This is a genomic window from Streptomyces sp. NPDC030165, from assembly GCF_055573595.1.
Genome location: NZ_JBVIBD010000002.1, coordinates 678,037 through 695,777, shown reverse-complemented (window position 1 = coordinate 695,777; position 17,741 = coordinate 678,037). Strand labels below are relative to the sequence as shown.

Below are 17,741 nucleotides of genomic sequence, written 5' to 3'. Positions count from 1 at the left end.
GGTTGATAGGCCAGATATGGAAGCCCGGTAACGGGTGGAGTTGACTGGTACTAATAGGCCGAGGGCTTGTCCTCAGTTGCTCGCGTCCACTGTGTTAGTTCTGAAGTAACGAACTCGCCTTTGCTGGCTGGAGTTCATCTTCATAGTGTTTCGGTGGTCATAGCGTTAGGGAAACGCCCGGTTACATTTCGAACCCGGAAGCTAAGCCTTTCAGCGCCGATGGTACTGCAGGGGGGACCCTGTGGGAGAGTAGGACGCCGCCGAACGATTTTTCAGCTCCGGTCTCTGAACCTTGATGGTTCAGGGACCGGAGCTTTTTTGCGTTCCCGGCGTCTTTGGAGTACGCGAATTCGGGCCACCGCGCATTATTCGGTCCATCCGGGCACGGCGTTTACGCTCGAAGGATGCGTTATGACCTCATCATCTTCGACAACGACGGTGTGCTCGTCGACAGCGAGCCCCTTTCCAACACCATCCTGGCCGCTTACCTCACCGAACTCGGCCACCCCACCACCTACGACGAATCGCTGCGCGACTACATGGGCGCCGCGGTGCACCGGGTGCACGACCTGGTCAAGGAGCGGACGGGGCAGCTCCTCCCCGAGGACTTCGAGACCACGCTGCACACGCGCGTCTTCGAAGCCTTCGAGCGGGAGCTGGAGCCGGTCGCCGGCGTGGACGAGGTGCTGGGCAAGCTGACGGCGGACGGGACGCCGTACTGCGTGGCGTCCTCCGGCAGCCACGAGCGGATCCGCGTCGGCCACCGCAAGACCGGCCTCGACGAGTGGTTCGAGGAAGAGTGGATCTTCAGCTCGCAGGATGTCGGCAAGGGCAAGCCGGCCCCCGACCTGTTCCTGCACGCGGCCCGCGAGATGGGCGTGGCGCCGGCGCGCTGCGCGGTGATCGAGGACAGCCCGCTCGGCGTCCAGGCCGCCGTCGCCGCCGGTATGGACGTGTACGGCTTCACGGCGATGACCTCCGAGGAGAAGCTCACCGCGGCCGGCGGAGTCACCGGCCTCTTCGCGCGCATGGAAGAGCTTCCGGCCCTGCTCGCGTAACCACCTGCCCGAGCCGCCCCGGCCGCATCCGCAGCCGTAGCTCCAGCCCCGGCCGTACCGCCCGCCTCCCCATCTGCCGCCCCACCTCCCGCCGCACCACTCGACCGATACGGTGACGGGCATGAGCGGCCGTGCACAGCTGATGTGGGACGAGGCAGTAACGGGCTACGACTTCGGGCCCGGCCATCCGATGGACCCGGTCCGGCTCGCGCTGACCATGCGGTTGGTGGAGGCGTACGGACTCGACCGGGGGCCTGACGCGGTGGAAGTGGTGGCCGCGAAGGCCGCCGGGAACTCCACGTTGCGGCTCGTGCACCGCGAGGACTACATCGACGCCGTACGGCAGGCGTCCGCCGACCCGAAGGCTGCCGACCCGGCCTACGGGATCGGCACCGAGGACGATCCGGCGTTCGCGGGGATGCACGAGGCGTCGGCGCTGATCGCGGGGCAATCAGTGGGCGCCGCGGAGGCCGTGTGGCGTGGCGAGGCCCTGCACGCGGTGAATTTCGCGGGCGGGCTCCACCATGCGATGCCGGGCGGCGCGGCGGGGTTCTGCATCTACAACGACGCGGCGCTGGCCGTCGCCCGTCTCCTGGAACTGGGCGCCGAGCGCGTCGCGTACGTGGATGTGGACGTGCACCACGGGGACGGCGTGCAGACCGCCTTCTGGGACGACCCGCGGGTCCTCACGATCTCCCTGCACGAGCACCCCCGGACGCTCTTCCCGCAGTCCGGCTGGCCGGAGGAGACCGGCGGGCAGGGCGCCGAGGGCAGCGCGGTGAACGTGGCGCTGCCGGCCGGCACCGGCGACGAGGGGTGGCTGCGGGCCTTCCACGCGGTGGTGCCGGACCTGCTGGCCGCGTTCCGGCCGGACGTCCTGGTGACGCAGCACGGCGCGGACACCCACTTCGAGGACCCGCTCGCGCACCTGGCGGTGAGCCTGGACGCGCAGCGGGCGGTGGCGGCGGCCTGCCACGACCTGGCGCACGAGACCGCCGACGGCCGGTGGGTCGCGCTGGGAGGCGGCGGTTACGCGGTGGTCGATGTCGTACCGCGCGCCTGGACCCACCTGGTGGCGATCGCGGCGGGCCGCCCGATCGAGCCGACGTCCCCGGTGCCGGAGGAGTGGCGGCACGAGGTGTTCCGGCGTACGCGGCAGGACGGGCCGCACCGGATGACGGACGGGCGCGGGGCGGGCTGGCGGGACTTCGCCGCCGCCGGGTACGACCCGGCCGACCGCCTGGACCAGGCGGTGCTGGCGACGCGGCGGGCGGTGTTCCCCGCGCACGGGTTGCTGCCGTAGGGGGCCGTGGGGCCGGTTTCGTCCCGAAGGGGCGGCACTTCGGGGCCAATGCGCCCGGATGTGTGACTACTGGGCGGTTCGGGCATGGGCCGGTCGCCGGAGCCGTCAGCATGGGGGCCGTGTGGGGCACCGGGGCGGGGACGGACGGGGCGGCGGAGGCCGAAGTGCTGAAGTCGTACGTGGTCAGGACGCGGCTGGCGGGGACGATCGCGACCTCGCGGGAGAAGAGCCTGACCCGGTACCGGCTGTTCGCGGCCGGCGACCCGCGCGTACTGATCGGTCTTGAGCCCGAGAACGACTGGTCTGTGAGTGAAGTGCTTCAGGTGATGGCTGAGCAGTGTGGAGTTTCAGCCGACCCTGGGCACACTTCCGGCCCAGATGTGATCGATCCGGACCGTACGCTGGTGGGGCTCGACGCCTTCGCGGACCGGCTCGGTGCGGCGGCCGCCCGGCACGCTCCGGTACTGATCGGCACCGGCCACCCGCACCGGCTGCTGGGCTTCTACGGCGGCCTGGCAGACGCTCTGTCGGCGGCGGGATGTCCCCTTCTCACCCCGGCGTATGGCGACTGTGTCGACATAGCGACCCGATTCGGGGTACGCACGTACAACCTTGACTACGTACGGGGAGTCGCGCTGATGCGCGAACCGGGCGTGCGGCGCACCGCCGGTGAGCCGGGCGTGCACACCCACTCCCCCCTCCCGGTTCGTACCGCCCTCGACGCCGCGGCAGACGCCGGCGGACCCCTTCCCGAGCTGGTGATCGGTGACCACGGATGGGTCTGCGGAGCAGGTCAGCTGGGCTTTGAGGCCATCGGACTGGCGGATACGGATGATCCCGCGCTGTTCGTCGGAAAGGCGGAGGGGCGGGTGTCCGCCGTAGTTCCGCTTGATGACGCTGTGCGGTCTGATTACTACCGACCGCTTACTCGCTATGTACTCAATCGAGCGTGTCTGTCACAGTAGGCGGCCGATCGCTGCTCCTCTTCCCCACTCGCATCACCCGCCCCTAACCTGGGGAGTGAGCGCACAGCGACGGGGAGTCACCGGAGGGGAAGCCGGTGCCCGTCATGTGCGGAAGGTTCAGGTGTGTCATGGCTGCAGAGCAAAGGCCTCTCAACGAGGTCGTGTTCCTGACCGTGGCGGAGGTCGCCACGGTGATGCGAGTGTCGAAGATGACCGTGTACCGCTTGGTGCACAGCGGTCATCTGCCCGCGATCCGAGTGGGGAGGTCTTTCCGGGTCCCGGAGCAAGCGGTCCACGACTACCTCCGTGAGTCCTATGTGGGGGTGGAATCGGCCTGAGGGGCTCAAGGTGACCCTCGGATTACGCCGTAGGCTCGTCGCCGGGTAGGCTGGCCCGATGTAGGTAGTGTGGGCTCGGACGCCCCGCACCGAGTGATACGAAGTGAGCGAGGGTAGTCGTGGGCTCTGTTATCAAGAAGCGGCGCAAGCGGATGGCCAAGAAGAAGCACCGCAAGCTGCTCAAGCGCACCCGTGTTCAGCGTCGCAACAAGAAGTAAGCGACGCTGATCGCGATATCGCAGCCTCTCACCGCATCAGGCGGTGGGGGGCTGCGGTGCGTTTGGGGGCGGCTTCGCGGTGCACTCGGTGGGACGCGGACCGGGTGGCGGACGGTCCGGCCGTACGGAACGTGCGGCGGCACTCGTACGCGTCCCGCCGCCGGCCCCGTCCGCGACGGTGCCCGGATCACCGGACGCGGCGCGGATACCCGGATGGCGTCACCGGGCGGGGCGGGGTGTTCCGGCCCGGCGGGGTTCCTGGAATGTGCGGACCGCGGGAGCGCACCGGCTCCGGGGCCGCGGGAAAATCGGCCGACGCCGAGGGCAAACCTCGGGCCAAGGCTTGAAATGTAGCTCTGCGCATCCCGCGGTCATCACAGCGCAACAACGACCCGATAGCGTGGCCGCACAGCTCGGCTCACGTGAGGGACAAAGGGCGGGAAGGAAGGGCTGATCTTGGGAAAGGTCGTGCTCGTCACTGGAGTCGCACGGCAACTGGGGGGCCGGTTCGTACGACGCATTCAGCGCGACCCCGACGTCGGCCGGGTGATCGGAGTCGATGCGGTGGAGCCCGAGCACCAATTGGGCGGCGCCGATTTCCTCAAAGCCGACATCAGGCATCCGGCCATTGCCAGAGTGCTGGCCGAGACCAATGTGGACACCGTGGTCCACATGGACATCAACGGCACGCCACTGGGCGGCCGCGGCAGCCGGGCGACGGTCAAGGAGACCAATGTCATCGGCACCATGCAGCTGCTCGGCGCCTGCCAGAAAGCGCCCCACGTCAAACGGCTGGTGGTGAAGTCGAGCACCAGTGTGTACGGCTCCGCGCCCCGCGACCCCGCGGTCTTCACCGAGACCACGCCGCCGAAGTCACTGCCCAGCGGTGGCTTCGCGAAGGACGCGGTCGAGGTCGAAGGGTACGTACGCGGCTTCGCCCGGCGCCGGCCGGACGTCGCGGTGTGTGTGCTGCGTTTCGCCAACATCCTCGGCCCGTGTGCCGACTCGCCGCTCGCCGAGTACTTCTCGCTGCCCGTACTGCCCACGGTGCTGGGCTACGACCCGCGCCTGCAGTTCGTCCACGAGGACGACGCGATCGAGGCGCTGTGCCTGGCCGCCGGCAAGCCGCGCCGCGGCACGCTCAACAGCGGCACGTTCAACATCGCGGGGGACGGCGCGCTGCTGCTCTCCCAGTGCTCGCGACGGCTGGGCCGGCCCACACTGCCGCTGTTCCTGCCGACGGTCACCTGGGCCGGTACCGCGCTGCGCTCGGTCGGCATCACCGACTTCTCGCCGGAGCAGATCCGGATGCTCACGCACGGCCGGGTCGTCCAGACGGCCCAGATGCGCGAGACACTGGGGTTTCACCCGAAATACACGACGGCGGAGTCCTTCGCGGAGTTCGCCCGCAGCCGTGGGCCCGGGCTGCTGCCGCCCGAGGTCCTCGCCCGTACCGTCGACCGGCTCGCCGCCGTGCTGCCCGCACGCAGCGGCCCGACCCAGTGAGGAGTTCACCCACGATGGCGGACGCCAAGGTCATTCCCTTCGGCGAGGAGCCCCGGTCGCGCAGGAAGGTCAAGCGGCCGGGCCGCGGAGGCCGCCGTACGCCGCTGTCGCCCGTACCGGAGCCGCGACGGCAGGGCGGGCAGGAGCAGGCGGCGGGAGTGCCGCAGGAGGCGCCGGGGGCGTCCCTGGAACAGCGGATCGCCGGCGGCCTGCGCTTTCTGCGCCGACGGCTCACCGGTGAGTACGAGGTCGACGACTTCGGTTACGACGAGGAGCTGACCGACCAGGTCCTGATGTCGCTGCTGCGGCCCCTGTACGAGAAGTACTTCCGGGTCGAGGTCAAGGGCATCGAGAACATCCCGGCGGACGGCGGCGCGCTGATCGTCGCCAACCACTCCGGGACGCTGCCCCTGGACGGGCTGATGCTCCAGGTCGCGGTGCACGACCACCACCCCGCCGGCCGGCACCTGCGGCTGCTCGCGGCCGACCTGGTCTTCGTGCTGCCGGTGATCAACGAACTGGCGCGCAAGGCCGGGCACACGCTCGCCTGCGCCGAGGACGCCCAGCGGCTGCTGGAGCGCGGCGAGGTCGTCGGGGTGATGCCGGAGGGCTTCAAGGGCATCGGCAAGCCCTTCGCGGACCGCTACAAACTCCAGCGGTTCGGGCGCGGCGGCTTCGTCTCCACCGCGCTGCGGGCCGGGGTGCCGATCGTGCCGTGCTCGATCGTGGGCGCCGAGGAGATCTACCCGAAGATCGGGGACGCCAAGACGCTGGCGCGGGTGCTGGGCTTCCCGTACTTCCCGCTGACGCCGACCTTCCCGTGGTTCGGGCCGCTGGGTCTGGTGCCGCTGCCGACGAAGTGGACGATCCAGTTCGGGGAGCCGATCCCGACGGACGGCTATCCGGCGGAGGCGGCGGACGACCCGATGCTGATGTTCAACCTGACGGACCAGGTACGGGAGACGATCCAGCACACCCTGTACAAGCTGCTGGTGCAGCGGCGCTCGGTGTTCTTCTGACGGTGCCCCTGAGGGCGCCGGTGGTCTGCTGAGGGCTTCGGTGCCTATGGGGCGCCGGTGGTCTGCCGAGGGGCCGTACGGGTCGGTGGCGGCCCGTGGGACGCCGCGACGCCCCGGCGCCGTGTGGTGGCGCCGGGGCGTCGCGGCGTCGGCGGCACCGACGCGGGCGGGTCAGCCCAGCGGGTTCTTGCCGTCCAGGCCGATGTCCGGCAGCAGCCCGGGGAGCAGCGGCGGGATGGTGACGTCCGGCTCGTGCGGCGTCTCCTTGCCCTTGCCCTTGCCGGAGCCCTTGCCGTCCGGCTCCGGGGTGCCGGCGTCGGCGGGCGGGTCGAGCAGACCGCCCGTACTGCCGCCGAGCAGGCCCTCGGCCTCGTGGGACGGGGACGAGGCCGGCGGATGCTGCGGCGTGTGCGAGCCGTCGGCCTCGCCGGACGAGGAGGCGCTCTTCCCGGACGGTGACGGATGGTCCGTACGGCCGTGGGTGGTGCCCGGCGCGGGAGCCTCGGGGGCGCTCTCCTGGTGGCTCTCGCCGCCCGGGTTCTTGGGCAGCAGGGAGCGCAGCGGGCCGACCTCTTCGTCTATGGCGTCGAAGACCGAGCTGACCTCGTCGCGTACGTCCGTCAGCTGGGCCGGCAGGCGGTCGCGCAGCCGGCTCCAGCTGTCGCGGTGCGACTTGGTGAAGGAGTTGAGCGTCTGGATGGGGCCGAGGGAGCCGTCGCGCTCGTACTCCTCGTGGAGGAGGCGGTGGCCCTCGCCGGCGTCCTGCTTGACGCCGGACAGCGCCTTGCGGATCTCGCCGAGCGACTCGTGGTCGAGGGGGCCGGAGCGGATGCGCTCCATGAGGCGGTGCGCCTCGAACATGCGCGTGGACGCCTGGTCGAGGAAGAGGCGGCCGCGGTCGGACACGTCGTCCGTCAGGTTCAGCTTGAGGTCCTCCATGCCGCGCTTGAGGGGGTACAGCGAGTCGCCGGGGAGCGCGTCGGAGCTGGCGGCGGCGACGCCGCTGAAGGCACCGGCTGCGACGCCCACCGTCAGACCGCCCGCCGCGAGCCCCTTGGACAGTCGCGACCGGGGGCGCAGCCGGCCCAGGGACTTCGCCGCGCGGTGCGCGCCGCGTGTCCCGCGCTGCTGCGGCACCCGTGAGCCGTCGGACGCGCCGCCCTCGGCGAAGGCCGCCTCCATGGCCGCGATGAGCTGGGCCCGGTGGACGGTCCTGACCTCGGGGTCCAACTCCGGCCTGGGCAGTTCTCCGAGGGTGTCGGCGAGCGCCAACAGCCTTGTTTCTCCGCACGCTTCCGCCGGTGTGCCGACCTCGTCCTCGGCCGCCGCGCCCGGAAGGACCTGATCCTCCAGGGCCTGGGCGAAGGCGTTAGCCCGCCGGTGCACCGATACGTTCGCGATCACGGGCGGCACCTCCTCTCGTCATCCCGCTCGACTCCCCGGACTGGCTTGACTATCCAGACGGGCCGGAAGGTTGCACGCCCTGCTCGCATCCACTCGATCGAGTGAGTAGGTGCGGGCATGGCGTGACCGCAGGGAGCCTGCGTTCTGCACAACGAGCGCCGCGGCACTTGGGTTACGCACTCACGATGATCTGACCGAACGGTCACGAACGATCACCCGCGGTCGGACGTCGTGGCGCCGGCGCCGGGCGTGTCCGCGGGCGCGGGCGGTGTGCGGGCGGGATGGCCGTCAACGTCGGTCCGGGAGATTCAGGCGATCGGGGCGGTGGTCCAAGCGTTAGTCCTGGCGGTGGGCCGGAGCGGACGGTCCGGGGCGGTGAGGCAGGCGGAAGCGCAGTGGGCACGGGGACGCGGGCGGGGACGGGGGCTCGGCAGGCGGCACGGGCCGCGGTCCGTATGCCCTGGCGGCGGTCAGCGGGCGTCGTCCGGGAGCAGTCGCGCCAGGGTCCGTACGGCCCGGTACTGGAGCGTCTTGATGGCGCCCTCGTTCTTCCCCATGACGCGAGCGGTCTCCGCGACCGACAGGCCCTGGAGGAAGCGCAGCGTCACGCACTCCTGCTGCTGCGGGTTGAGCTTGCGGACGGCTTCCAGCAGCGCCGCGTTGGACAAGGACTCCAGGACCGAGTCCTCCGGGCTGCGTTCGACCTCGTTGGCGTCGAGCATCTCACCGGTGGTGACCTCCAGGCGGAAGCGCGACGACTTGAAGTGGTCGGCGACCAGGTTGCGGGCGATGGTGACCAGCCAGGCGCCGAAGTCGCGGCCCTGCCAGGTGAAGGTGCCGATGCGGCGCAGGGCGCGCAGGAACGTCTCGCTGGTCAGGTCCTCGGCCGTGGCCCGGCCGCCCACGCGGTAGTAGATGTAGCGGTAGACCGTGTCGGCGTACTGGTCGTAGAGCCGGCCGAACGCTTCTGCCTCGCCGGCCTGGGCCCGCTCGACGAGGTCCATCATGCGGCGGCTGTCGCTGTCGGCCGGGCGCCGGGCGGTGGGCGTGCCCGCGCCGCGGCGGGTTCTGCCGCCGGTCTTGCCGACTGTGGTGGTGCTCCCGTCGGCCAGGGCGTAGCAGGGTCCGGCGGGGGTGGCGGTGGCGAATGCGGGGACGGCGATCGCGGTGGGGACAAAACTGCGCAGGTGGTCGACGAGTGTCGTACGCAGCGTAGCCAGGCCCGAGGCGTCAACCCCGACGTGTGGGTACACGGGACTCCCAGAGGCAGAGCTTCCATCACGTGCAGTGCGGGACCGTTCACCCGTCGTAGGGACGCGTGGGTACCGGTTTGCGTCTGAGGAGAATAACGCTTCGTACAGGCAGCGCTACACCCAGTTGCTCAAATCATCGATTACTTCTGCTCCGTTACGAGTTCATGCCCGATCAAGTATCGATTCCTGAGCAGATATTGATCAGAAAGGAACGTGATCTGCCTGGTTGCGAGCCGGGTTGTGGCGGAGCGGGGGTGACGGGACTGGGTGGGGTGGGGTGGGGGTATGCAATGGGGATTGGCCCGGTGGGTGCGCGGGAGTTTTCGCGCTGTCGCGCGGATCGCGTTGCTTTGTACGGGGGGCGGGGGTGCGCAGGGGGCCAACTCTCCCCCAGCCTTCGGCCGGGGGGACCCCCACGGCACCGTTGAGCCCTACTAGTGCGGATTCGGTGGCCGGGTCCCCGGCTGCCTGCGGGGATGGCCCCCTACGCACCCCCTCGGGCCGATTTGGCGAGTCCGGGACAGCTGGGGGGAGTCTGTCGATGATCCTGGTGCCCGCTCTCCTGGGGGTGAGGTCCCTGGCGGTGGGGCGGGAAGGCAGCCCGTTGCCCGGCGCTCGGCATTGTCACGTGAGCCCGGTGGGCCGCAGCTACCCCAACACGTCCGCCGGATGGGGCTCGGCTTGTGCATGCCCCCAGCCCAGATGCTCGGAAAGCCGCATACGGCGCGGGCTCGGGGCCATACAGGGGTCTCCCCGCAGGCAGCCGGGTTCCCGGCTACCGAATCGCATTAGAAGGGCTCAACGGTGCCGAGGAGTGACCCCTGTATGGCCCCGAGCCCCCACCCACCGGCAGACCGCGTACCAAGCCCGTCCGGCGTTTGAGGACACAGGAACGCGCACCCCCACCACGAAGAAGAGAAAGAAGAACCGCTTCAGCGCCGCCGCCGCTGGAGCGCCACCGCCGCCGCCGCGCCGCCCGCCAGCGCGCCCACGCCGGCCGCCGCCGGGATGCCGATCTTGACCGCCTTGCGGCCGGTGCGGTAGTCGCGCAGCCGCCAGCCCTGTTCGCGGGCGTGCTTGCGCAGGCGTCCGTCGGGGTTGACCGCGTATGGGTGGCCGACCAGGGACAACATCGGGATGTCGTTGGCGGAGTCGCTGTAGGCGGCGCACCGCGACAGGTCCAGGCCCTCGGCGGCGGCCAGGGCCCGTACGGCCTCGGCCTTGGCGGGGCCGTGCAGCGGCTCGCCGACCAGTTTGCCGGTGTAGACGCCGCCGACGGACTCGGCGACGGTGCCGAGCGCGCCGGTCAGGCCGAGCCGCCGGGCGATGATCGTCGCGGTCTCGACGGGGGCGGCGGTGACCAGCCAGACCTTCTGGCCCGCGTCCAGGTGGGCCTGGGCGAGGGCGCGGGTGCCGGGCCAGATCCGCTCGGCCATGTACTCGTCGTAGATCTCCTCGCCGATGGTCATCAGCTCGGAGACGCGGTGGCCCTGCACGATGGAGAGCGCGCTGTTGCGGGCGTCCGCCATGTGCTCGGGGTTCTCCGAGCCGATGAAGCGGAAGTAGATCTGCTGCCAGACGAAGCGGGCCAGGTCGCGCTTGTGGAAGAAGCGCCGTTTGTACAGGCCGCGTCCGAAGTGGAAGAGGGAGGCGCCCTGCATGACGGTGTTGTCGAGGTCGAAGAAGGCGGCGGCGTGGGTGTCGCCGACGACCGGGAACTCCGGCTCCTCGGCGCCTTCGCCCTGGGCGGCCGCTTCCTGCGCCTCGGCTTCCAGCGAGGACTTGCGCGCGGCCTCGGCCGCGGCCTCGCCTGCGAGCACGCTGCGCGCGGTGGCGGGGCGCCTACGGCGGCTGAACCACCCCGTGGGGAGGAGCGCGCCGTAGGCGTTCCTACGGGGACGGCGGGCGGACGACGGGTGGGCCATGTGGCTAGCGTAGCCAGGTTGTTCGGTGCGGCCGGTTACGGCCGGGTGTCGGGCGGCCGCGGTCCGGTCGACCGTTGCGTTACGGCCATCCCGGCGGCGGCGCCGGGCTGCCGGGGCGTGCGCCGCCGTGCGGGCGTACGCCGGGTGGTTCCGATGCCGTACGTGGCCGGGCCTGCCGGGCGTAGAGGGGCTCGTACTGTTGCCGGGCCGGGGGCTCGTGCCGTCAGGCGCCCAGTGCTTTGCGCAGCCGCTGGGGGTCGACCCGCCAGAAATCGTGCTGTGCGCCGTCCACGAGGACGACCGGAATCTGTTCCCAGTACTTGCGGTACAGCTCCTGGTCCTGGGTGATGTCCTTCTTCTCCCAGGAGGCGCCGGTCTCGGCGCAGACTCTTTCGATGACTTCCTGTGCGACATCACACAGGTGGCAGCCGGGCTTGCCGATGAGCGTGACCGTGCTGTCGGCGGGATTCTTGCGGGTGCTGCGGCTGAAGAGGGAGGCCATACCCGCAATTGTGCCTCCGCCTGGAGCTTCGTCGGCTCTGTCGCGCGGGCGCGGATAGTCGCCTGAGTCGACTACCATCGGTGGGCGATTTGTAGGTTTCCGGGGGGATAGCGGTGAGGAGTGAGGACGCGTGCTGCCGTCGGCGCTCCTGTGTTACCGGCGCGAAACGTGTGAACGGTGCGCCGGAGGAGTTGGTTCCGCGAAGGGGCGTAAAAGGCGCGTGACCCCGGTCACTTTGGCCGGACAAAGCGGACACCATCTTTGTGCACGCGTTCACAAAGACATAGCCTGCTGTCGACGGGGCGGTCGGGAAACCTACGGCCGTCCACAGCCCCGCTCTACCCGCAGGAGCACCGTGGCAACTGGCCGAACTCACCGACCGGCGACCCGAAGCCGAGGGATTCCCGAGGCCACCGTCGCCCGGCTTCCGCTGTATCTGCGCGCGTTGACCGCGCTCTCCGAGCGCTCGGTCCCCACGGTCTCCTCCGAGGAACTCGCCGCCGCGGCGGGGGTCAACTCCGCGAAGCTGCGCAAGGACTTCTCCTACCTCGGCTCGTACGGCACCCGCGGGGTCGGCTACGACGTGGAGTACCTCGTCTACCAGATCTCCCGCGAGCTGGGCCTGACGCAGGACTGGCCGGTAGTGATCGTCGGTATCGGTAACCTCGGCGCCGCCCTGGCCAACTACGGCGGCTTCGCCTCCCGCGGGTTCCGCGTCGCCGCGCTCATAGACGCCGACCCGGCGATGGCCGGCAAGCCGGTGGCGGGCATCGCCGTCCAGCACACCGACGAGCTGGAAAAGATCATCAAGGACAACGGCGTCTCGATCGGCGTGATCGCCACGCCCGCGGGCGCCGCCCAGCAGGTCTGCGACCGGCTCGTGGCCGCCGGTGTCACCTCCATCCTGAACTTCGCGCCCACCGTGCTGACCGTCCCGGACGGCGTGGACGTACGCAAGGTCGACCTGTCGATAGAGCTGCAGATCCTGGCCTTCCACGAGCAGCGCAAGGCGGGCGAGGACACGGGGCAGGACGACGAGTCCGACGACGCCCGCGCCGTCGCCGCGCGTGAGGCCCGGCGGGCCCTGCGCGAGGTACGCGAGGCCGCGGCCCAGGAAGCCCCGGCCGCAGACGCCCCCGCCGGGCCGTCCGACCGTAAGGGACCCGACGGGGACGTGCCCGCCGTGATGCCGGCATGAGCCTCCTTGTCGTAGGGCTCAGTCACCGCAGTGCCCCCGTGAGCGTGCTGGAGCACGCCGCCATCGCCCCCGAGGCGCGCGGCAAGCTGCTCCAGGACACGGTGTCGGCCGAGCCGGCAGTCGAGGCCGCGGTGCTCTCCACCTGCAACCGCATCGAGCTGTACGCGGACGTGGACAAGTTCCACGCCGGTGTCGCCGAGCTGTCCACGCTGCTGGCCCGGCACAGCGGCGCGGGCCTGGACGAGCTGACCCCTTACCTGTACGTGCACTACGAGGACCGGGCCGTCCACCACCTCTTCTCGGTGGCCTGCGGTCTGGACTCGATGGTCGTGGGCGAGGGCCAGATCCTCGGCCAGATCAAGGACGCGCTCGCGGTCGCGCAGGAGCACCACACCGCGGGCCGCCTGCTGAACGACCTGTTCCAGCAGGCCCTGCGGGTCGGCAAGCGCGCCCACAGCGAGACCGGTATCGACAAGGCGGGCCAGTCGCTGGTCACCTTCGGTCTGGAGCAGCTGGCCGACGGCGCCGACGTCGCCGAGTGGGCCCGGGGCAAGCGCGCCCTGGTCATCGGCGCCGGCTCGATGTCCTCGCTGGCCGCGACCACGCTCGTACGAGCCGGGATCAGCGAACTGGCGGTCGCCAACCGGACGGTGGAGCGGGCCGAGCGGCTGACGCGGATCCTGACCGAGCCGGGCTCGGCGGGCGCGCTGAACGGGCTGACCGCCCGCGCCGTCGCCATGCCCGCCGTCCAGTCCGAGCTGGCCCTCGCCGACGTCGTCGTCTCCTGCACCGGCGCCACCGGCCTGGTGCTGACCGGCGAGGCGATCGTGGCCGCCGCGGAGACCCGCGCCGCCCGGACCGCGGCCGGTGACGGGTACGCCGGAACCGCGGGCGGCGCCGGCAGCGCCGTCGCGCCGGCCGCCGAGCTGGCGCTGCTCGACCTCGCCATGCCGCGGGACATCGACGCCGCCGCCCACCGGGCCGAAGGCGTGCGCCTCGTCGACATCGAGTCCCTGGCGGACGCGTCCGCGGACGCTCCGATGGCGGCCGACGTGGACCGGGTGCGCGGCATCGTCTCGGACGAGGTGGCCGCGTTCGGCGCCGCGCAGCGGGCCGCGCACATCACGCCGACGGTGGTGGCGCTGCGCACCATGGCGGCGGACGTCGTGGCGAGCGAGATCGCCCGGCTGGACGGCCGCCTCCCCGACCTTGACGACAAGCAGCGCGCGGAGATCACCCAGACCGTGCGCCGGGTCGTCGACAAACTCCTGCACGCGCCCACCGTGCGGGTCAAGCAGCTGGCCAGCGAACCCGGCGGCGCCGGTTACGCGGACGCGCTGCGTGAACTCTTCGACCTCGACCCGCAGACGGTTGCCGCCGTCAGCCGGGCCAACACGCGGGCCGACGGCCCGCACACAGCACGGGAGCGGGCATGACTGACAGCAATCCACGGGCCCTGCGGCTGGGGACGCGGCGCAGCAAGCTCGCCATGGCCCAGTCCGGCATGGTCGCCGAGGCGGTGCGCGAGCTGACCGGCCGCCCCGTCGAACTGGTGGAGATCACCACGTACGGCGACACCTCGCGGGAGCACCTGGCGCAGATCGGCGGCACCGGTGTGTTCGTCTCCGCGCTGCGCGACGCGCTGCTCGACGGGACGATCGACTTCGCCGTGCACTCTCTGAAGGATCTGCCGACCGCGCAGCCCGAGGACCTGGCGCTGGCCGCCGTACCGCTGCGCGAGGACCCGCGTGACGTGCTGGTGGCCCGCGACGGTCTGACCTTCGAGGAGCTGCCGGACGGTGCCCGCGTGGGTACGGGGTCGCCGCGCCGCATGGCGCAGCTGAACGCCTGGGCGCGTTCGCTGGGCCGGCGGGTGGAGGCCGTACCGATCCGCGGGAACATCGACACCCGTATCGGTTACGTCGAGAAGGGCGAGCTGGACGCGGTCGTGCTGGCCGCGGCCGGACTCTCCCGGATCGGCCGGATCGAGGAGGCGACGGAACACCTGTCGCCCGACCTGGTTTTGCCCGCCCCCGGCCAGGGGGCCCTGGCGGTGGAGTGCGCCGCGCACAACGCGCAGCTCGCCGCCCAGCTCGCCGAGCTCGACGACCCGTTCACCCGGGCCGCCGTGACCGCCGAGCGTTCCCTGCTCGCCGCCCTGGAGGCCGGCTGCTCCGCACCTGTGGGTGCGCTGGCCGACCTGCAGGCCGACGGGCAGGCTGTCACCGAAATGCGCCTGCGTGGCGTCGTCGGCACGACCGACGGCTCGACGCTGGTGCAGCTGTCCACCACCGGACACGTACCCGCCTCTCTCGGCGACGCGGCGACCCCCGTGAACATGGGGCGCGAACTCGCCGCCGAGATGCTCGCGAAGGGTGCGGCCGGTCTTATGGGGGAGCGAGCACTTTGAGCCCCACCGCCCCGAATCACCCTGCCGCCGGCCAGGTCACCTTCATCGGCGCCGGTCCCGGAGACCCGGGCCTGCTGACGCTGCGTGCCGTCGAGGCACTGGCGCGCGCCGACGTGCTGATCGCCGATCCGCAGGTGCTCGACGTCGTCCGTGCGCATGCGCGGCCGCATGTGGACACGCCGCAGCAGCCGACGGCTGACGAGGCGTCAACCACCGCCGGTGTCCCCGCGCTTAGGGACACCACCAATCTTGTCATGTCGGCTGTGCGCACCGGCAAGCGGGTGGTGCGTGCGGTGTCCGGCGACCCCGGACTGGACGCGCACGTCGCCGAGGAGATGCTGGCGTGCGCCTCCGAGGGCGTCGTCTTCGAGGTCGTGCCGGGCATCGCCGCCGCGGTCGGCGTGCCCGCGTACGCCGGTGTGCCGCTGCGCGACGCGGACGGCACGGACGTGCGTTTCATCGACGCGCGGACCGCCGACGAGCGCTGCTGGACGGAGGTGGGCACCAGCGACGCGACCGCCGTCGTGTCCACCTCGCTGGACGCGGTGGCCGCGGCCGCCGGCGAGCTGGTCTCCGCGGGCCGCAAGCCCGACACGCCGATGACGGTCACCGTCGCCGGTACGACGACGCGCCAGCGCACCTGGAACGCGACGCTCGGCTCGGTCGCCCAGGTGCTGAAGGCCGCCAAGGTGCTGCCGTCGGCGGACGGCGGGCAGCCGGTCATAGCCGTGGTCGGTGAGCGCGGTGCCGCGGCCCGGCGCGACCAGCTCTCGTGGTTCGAGAACAAGCCGCTGTTCGGCTGGCGGGTCCTCGTGCCGCGTACCAAGGAGCAGGCCGCCTCGCTCTCCGACCAGCTCGTCGAGTACGGCGCGGTGCCGCACGAGGTGCCGACCATCGCCGTGGAGCCGCCGCGTACCCCGCAGCAGATGGAGCGCGCGGTCAAGGGCCTGGTCACCGGGCGCTACGAGTGGATCGCCTTCACCTCGGTCAACGCCGTCAAGGCGGTCCGGGAGAAGTTCGAGGAGTACGGGCTCGACGCCCGCGCGTTCGCCGGGATCAAGGTCGCCGCGGTGGGCGAGCAGACCGCCAAGGCGCTGGTCGCCTTCGGCGTGAAGCCCGACCTCGTGCCGTCCGGCGAGCAGTCCGCGGCCGGCCTGCTGGAGGACTGGCCGCCGTACGACCCGGTCTTCGACCCGATCGACCGCGTCTTCCTGCCGCGCGCCGACATCGCCACCGAGACGCTGGTGGCGGGCCTGATCGAGCTGGGCTGGGAGGTCGACGACGTCACGGCCTACCGGACCGTACGGGCCTCGCCGCCGCCGCAGGAGACCCGCGAGGCGATCAAGGGCGGCGGGTTCGACGCCGTGCTGTTCACCTCGTCCTCCACGGTGCGCAACCTGGTCGGCATCGCCGGCAAGCCGCACAACGTGACCGTGATCGCCTGTATCGGCCCGGCCACCGCCAAGACCGCCGAGGAGCACGGGCTGCGCGTGGACGTCATGTCGCCCGAGCCCTCGGTGCACAAGTTGGCCGAAGCGCTCGCGGACTTCGGCGCGGCGCGGCGCGATGCCGCGCTGGAGGCCGGAGACCCGGTCACGCGCCCCAGCGAGCGCCGGCCCGGATCGCGTAGGAGGGCTCGCAGTTGAGCAGCAGTACGTACGGCAACTTCCCCGGTGCGCGGCCGCGCCGGCTGCGCACCACGCCGGCCATGCGCCGGATGGTCGCCGAACACCGCCTGCACCCGGCGGACCTGATCCTGCCCGCGTTCGTGCGGGAGGGGATCTCGGAGCCGGTGAGCATCCAGGCGATGCCGGGCGTCGTGCAGCACACCCGTGACACGCTGCGGAAGGCCGCCGTCGAGGCGGTCGAGGCGGGCGTCGCCGGGATCATGCTGTTCGGTGTGCCGGAGGACGCGAAGAAGGACGCGGCCGGCTCGGCCGGCACGGACCCGGACGGCATCCTCCAGCAGGGCATCCGCGATGTGCGCGCCGAGGTCGGCGACGACCTGGTGATCATGTCGGACCTGTGCCTGGACGAGTACACCGACCACGGCCACTGCGGTGTCCTGGACGCCGAGGGCCGGGTGGACAACGACGCGACGCTGGAGCGCTACGCCGAGATGGCGCAGGTCCAGGCGGACGCGGGCGTCCACGTGGTGGGCCCGAGCGGCATGATGGACGGCCAGGTCGGCGTCGTCCGTGACGCGCTGGACCAGACCGGCCACGAAGACGTGTCGATCCTGGCCTACACCGCCAAGTACGCCTCGGCCTTCTTCGGCCCCTTCCGCGAGGCCGTCGGCTCGTCGCTCAAGGGCGACCGCAAGACCTACCAGCAGGACTACGGCAACTCCCGCGAGTCGCTGCGCGAGCTGGCGCTCGACCTCCAGGAGGGCGCCGACATGGTGATGGTCAAGCCGGGCATGCCGTACCTGGACGTGCTGGCGAAGATCGCGGAATCGGTGGACGTGCCGGTCGCCGCGTACCAGATCTCCGGTGAGTACGCGATGATCGAGGCCGCCGCCGAGAAGGGCTGGATCGACCGGGACGCGGCGATCCTGGAGGCTCTGACCGGCTTCAAGCGCGCGGGGGCCGACATGATCCTGACGTACTGGGCGACGGAGGTCGCGCGCAAGCTCTAGTCCC

The 17,741-nt window shown here is 71.2% G+C and carries 16 protein-coding genes and 1 rRNA gene; 13 read left to right on the top strand and 4 right to left on the bottom strand.

Going from position 1 to position 17,741, the window contains the following annotated elements:
* The first annotated feature begins 149 nt into the window (after positions 1-149).
* From rrf to ACZ4Z1_RS06405, 8 genes are all read left to right on the top strand, one after another.
* A 5S ribosomal RNA gene (gene rrf / locus ACZ4Z1_RS06440) occupies positions 150-266 on the top strand.
* A gap of 138 nt (positions 267-404) precedes the next feature.
* A complete protein-coding gene (locus ACZ4Z1_RS06435; RefSeq protein WP_468485388.1) occupies positions 405-1,058 on the top strand; it encodes an HAD family hydrolase in 654 nt (217 codons plus the stop codon).
* Between the two features lie 121 nt (positions 1,059-1,179).
* Positions 1,180-2,361: an acetoin utilization protein AcuC gene (locus ACZ4Z1_RS06430; RefSeq protein ID WP_468485387.1), complete on the top strand. Its 1,182-nt coding sequence runs from the start codon at positions 1,180-1,182 to the stop codon at positions 2,359-2,361.
* A 110-nt stretch (positions 2,362-2,471) separates the two neighbouring features.
* The gene (locus tag ACZ4Z1_RS06425; protein ID WP_468485386.1) at positions 2,472-3,326 is read left to right on the top strand and encodes a phosphatase; all 855 of its coding nucleotides are present in this window, start codon (positions 2,472-2,474) and stop codon (positions 3,324-3,326) included.
* A 128-nt stretch (positions 3,327-3,454) separates the two neighbouring features.
* On the top strand, positions 3,455-3,664 hold the full coding sequence (locus ACZ4Z1_RS06420) for a helix-turn-helix domain-containing protein (RefSeq protein WP_051831566.1): 210 nt from the start codon (positions 3,455-3,457) through the stop codon (positions 3,662-3,664).
* Positions 3,665-3,783: 119 nt separating this feature from the next.
* Positions 3,784-3,882 (top strand): 30S ribosomal protein bS22, encoded by a 99-nt coding sequence (locus tag ACZ4Z1_RS06415; protein WP_003948845.1) that lies wholly within the window; start codon positions 3,784-3,786, stop codon positions 3,880-3,882.
* Positions 3,883-4,338: 456 nt separating this feature from the next.
* The gene (locus tag ACZ4Z1_RS06410; RefSeq protein WP_468485385.1) at positions 4,339-5,388 is read left to right on the top strand and encodes an NAD-dependent epimerase/dehydratase family protein; all 1,050 of its coding nucleotides are present in this window, start codon (positions 4,339-4,341) and stop codon (positions 5,386-5,388) included.
* Positions 5,389-5,402: 14 nt separating this feature from the next.
* A complete protein-coding gene (locus tag ACZ4Z1_RS06405; RefSeq protein WP_468485384.1) occupies positions 5,403-6,407 on the top strand; it encodes a lysophospholipid acyltransferase family protein in 1,005 nt (334 codons plus the stop codon).
* A 171-nt stretch (positions 6,408-6,578) separates the two neighbouring features.
* Here ACZ4Z1_RS06405 and ACZ4Z1_RS06400 read toward each other — a convergent pair whose 3' ends face one another.
* From ACZ4Z1_RS06400 to ACZ4Z1_RS06385, 4 genes are all read right to left on the bottom strand, one after another.
* Positions 6,579-7,811 carry a DUF5667 domain-containing protein gene (locus ACZ4Z1_RS06400; RefSeq protein WP_468485383.1) on the bottom strand — a complete coding sequence of 411 codons (1,233 nt, stop codon included), beginning with the start codon at positions 7,809-7,811 and terminating at the stop codon, positions 6,579-6,581.
* 470 nt (positions 7,812-8,281) lie between these two features.
* A complete protein-coding gene (locus ACZ4Z1_RS06395) occupies positions 8,282-9,064 on the bottom strand; it encodes an ECF subfamily RNA polymerase sigma factor, BldN family (protein WP_468485382.1) in 783 nt (260 codons plus the stop codon).
* A 932-nt stretch (positions 9,065-9,996) separates the two neighbouring features.
* Positions 9,997-10,884 carry an HAD family hydrolase gene (locus ACZ4Z1_RS06390; RefSeq protein ID WP_468485436.1) on the bottom strand — a complete coding sequence of 296 codons (888 nt, stop codon included), beginning with the start codon at positions 10,882-10,884 and terminating at the stop codon, positions 9,997-9,999.
* Positions 10,885-11,212: 328 nt separating this feature from the next.
* A complete protein-coding gene (locus ACZ4Z1_RS06385) occupies positions 11,213-11,491 on the bottom strand; it encodes a glutaredoxin family protein (protein ID WP_468485381.1) in 279 nt (92 codons plus the stop codon).
* A gap of 355 nt (positions 11,492-11,846) precedes the next feature.
* Here ACZ4Z1_RS06385 and ACZ4Z1_RS06380 point away from each other — a divergent pair, with 355 nt between their 5' ends.
* From ACZ4Z1_RS06380 to hemB, 5 genes are read left to right on the top strand one after another with little or no spacing between them, the layout of a single operon-like run.
* Positions 11,847-12,689: a redox-sensing transcriptional repressor Rex gene (locus ACZ4Z1_RS06380; protein WP_468485380.1), complete on the top strand. Its 843-nt coding sequence runs from the start codon at positions 11,847-11,849 to the stop codon at positions 12,687-12,689.
* The gene (locus tag ACZ4Z1_RS06375; protein ID WP_468485379.1) at positions 12,686-14,125 is read left to right on the top strand and encodes a glutamyl-tRNA reductase; all 1,440 of its coding nucleotides are present in this window, start codon (positions 12,686-12,688) and stop codon (positions 14,123-14,125) included. The genes ACZ4Z1_RS06380 and ACZ4Z1_RS06375 overlap by 4 nt, the downstream gene beginning before the upstream one ends.
* A complete protein-coding gene (gene hemC / locus ACZ4Z1_RS06370; protein ID WP_468485378.1) occupies positions 14,122-15,099 on the top strand; it encodes a hydroxymethylbilane synthase in 978 nt (325 codons plus the stop codon). Before ACZ4Z1_RS06375 ends, hemC begins: the two co-directional genes overlap by 4 nt.
* On the top strand, positions 15,096-16,745 hold the full coding sequence (locus tag ACZ4Z1_RS06365) for a bifunctional uroporphyrinogen-III C-methyltransferase/uroporphyrinogen-III synthase (protein ID WP_468485377.1): 1,650 nt from the start codon (positions 15,096-15,098) through the stop codon (positions 16,743-16,745). Before hemC ends, ACZ4Z1_RS06365 begins: the two co-directional genes overlap by 4 nt.
* Positions 16,742-17,737, top strand: coding sequence for a porphobilinogen synthase (gene hemB / locus ACZ4Z1_RS06360; protein ID WP_468485376.1), 996 nt, complete (start codon positions 16,742-16,744; stop codon positions 17,735-17,737). The genes ACZ4Z1_RS06365 and hemB overlap by 4 nt, the downstream gene beginning before the upstream one ends.
* Positions 17,738-17,741 lie beyond the last annotated feature (4 nt).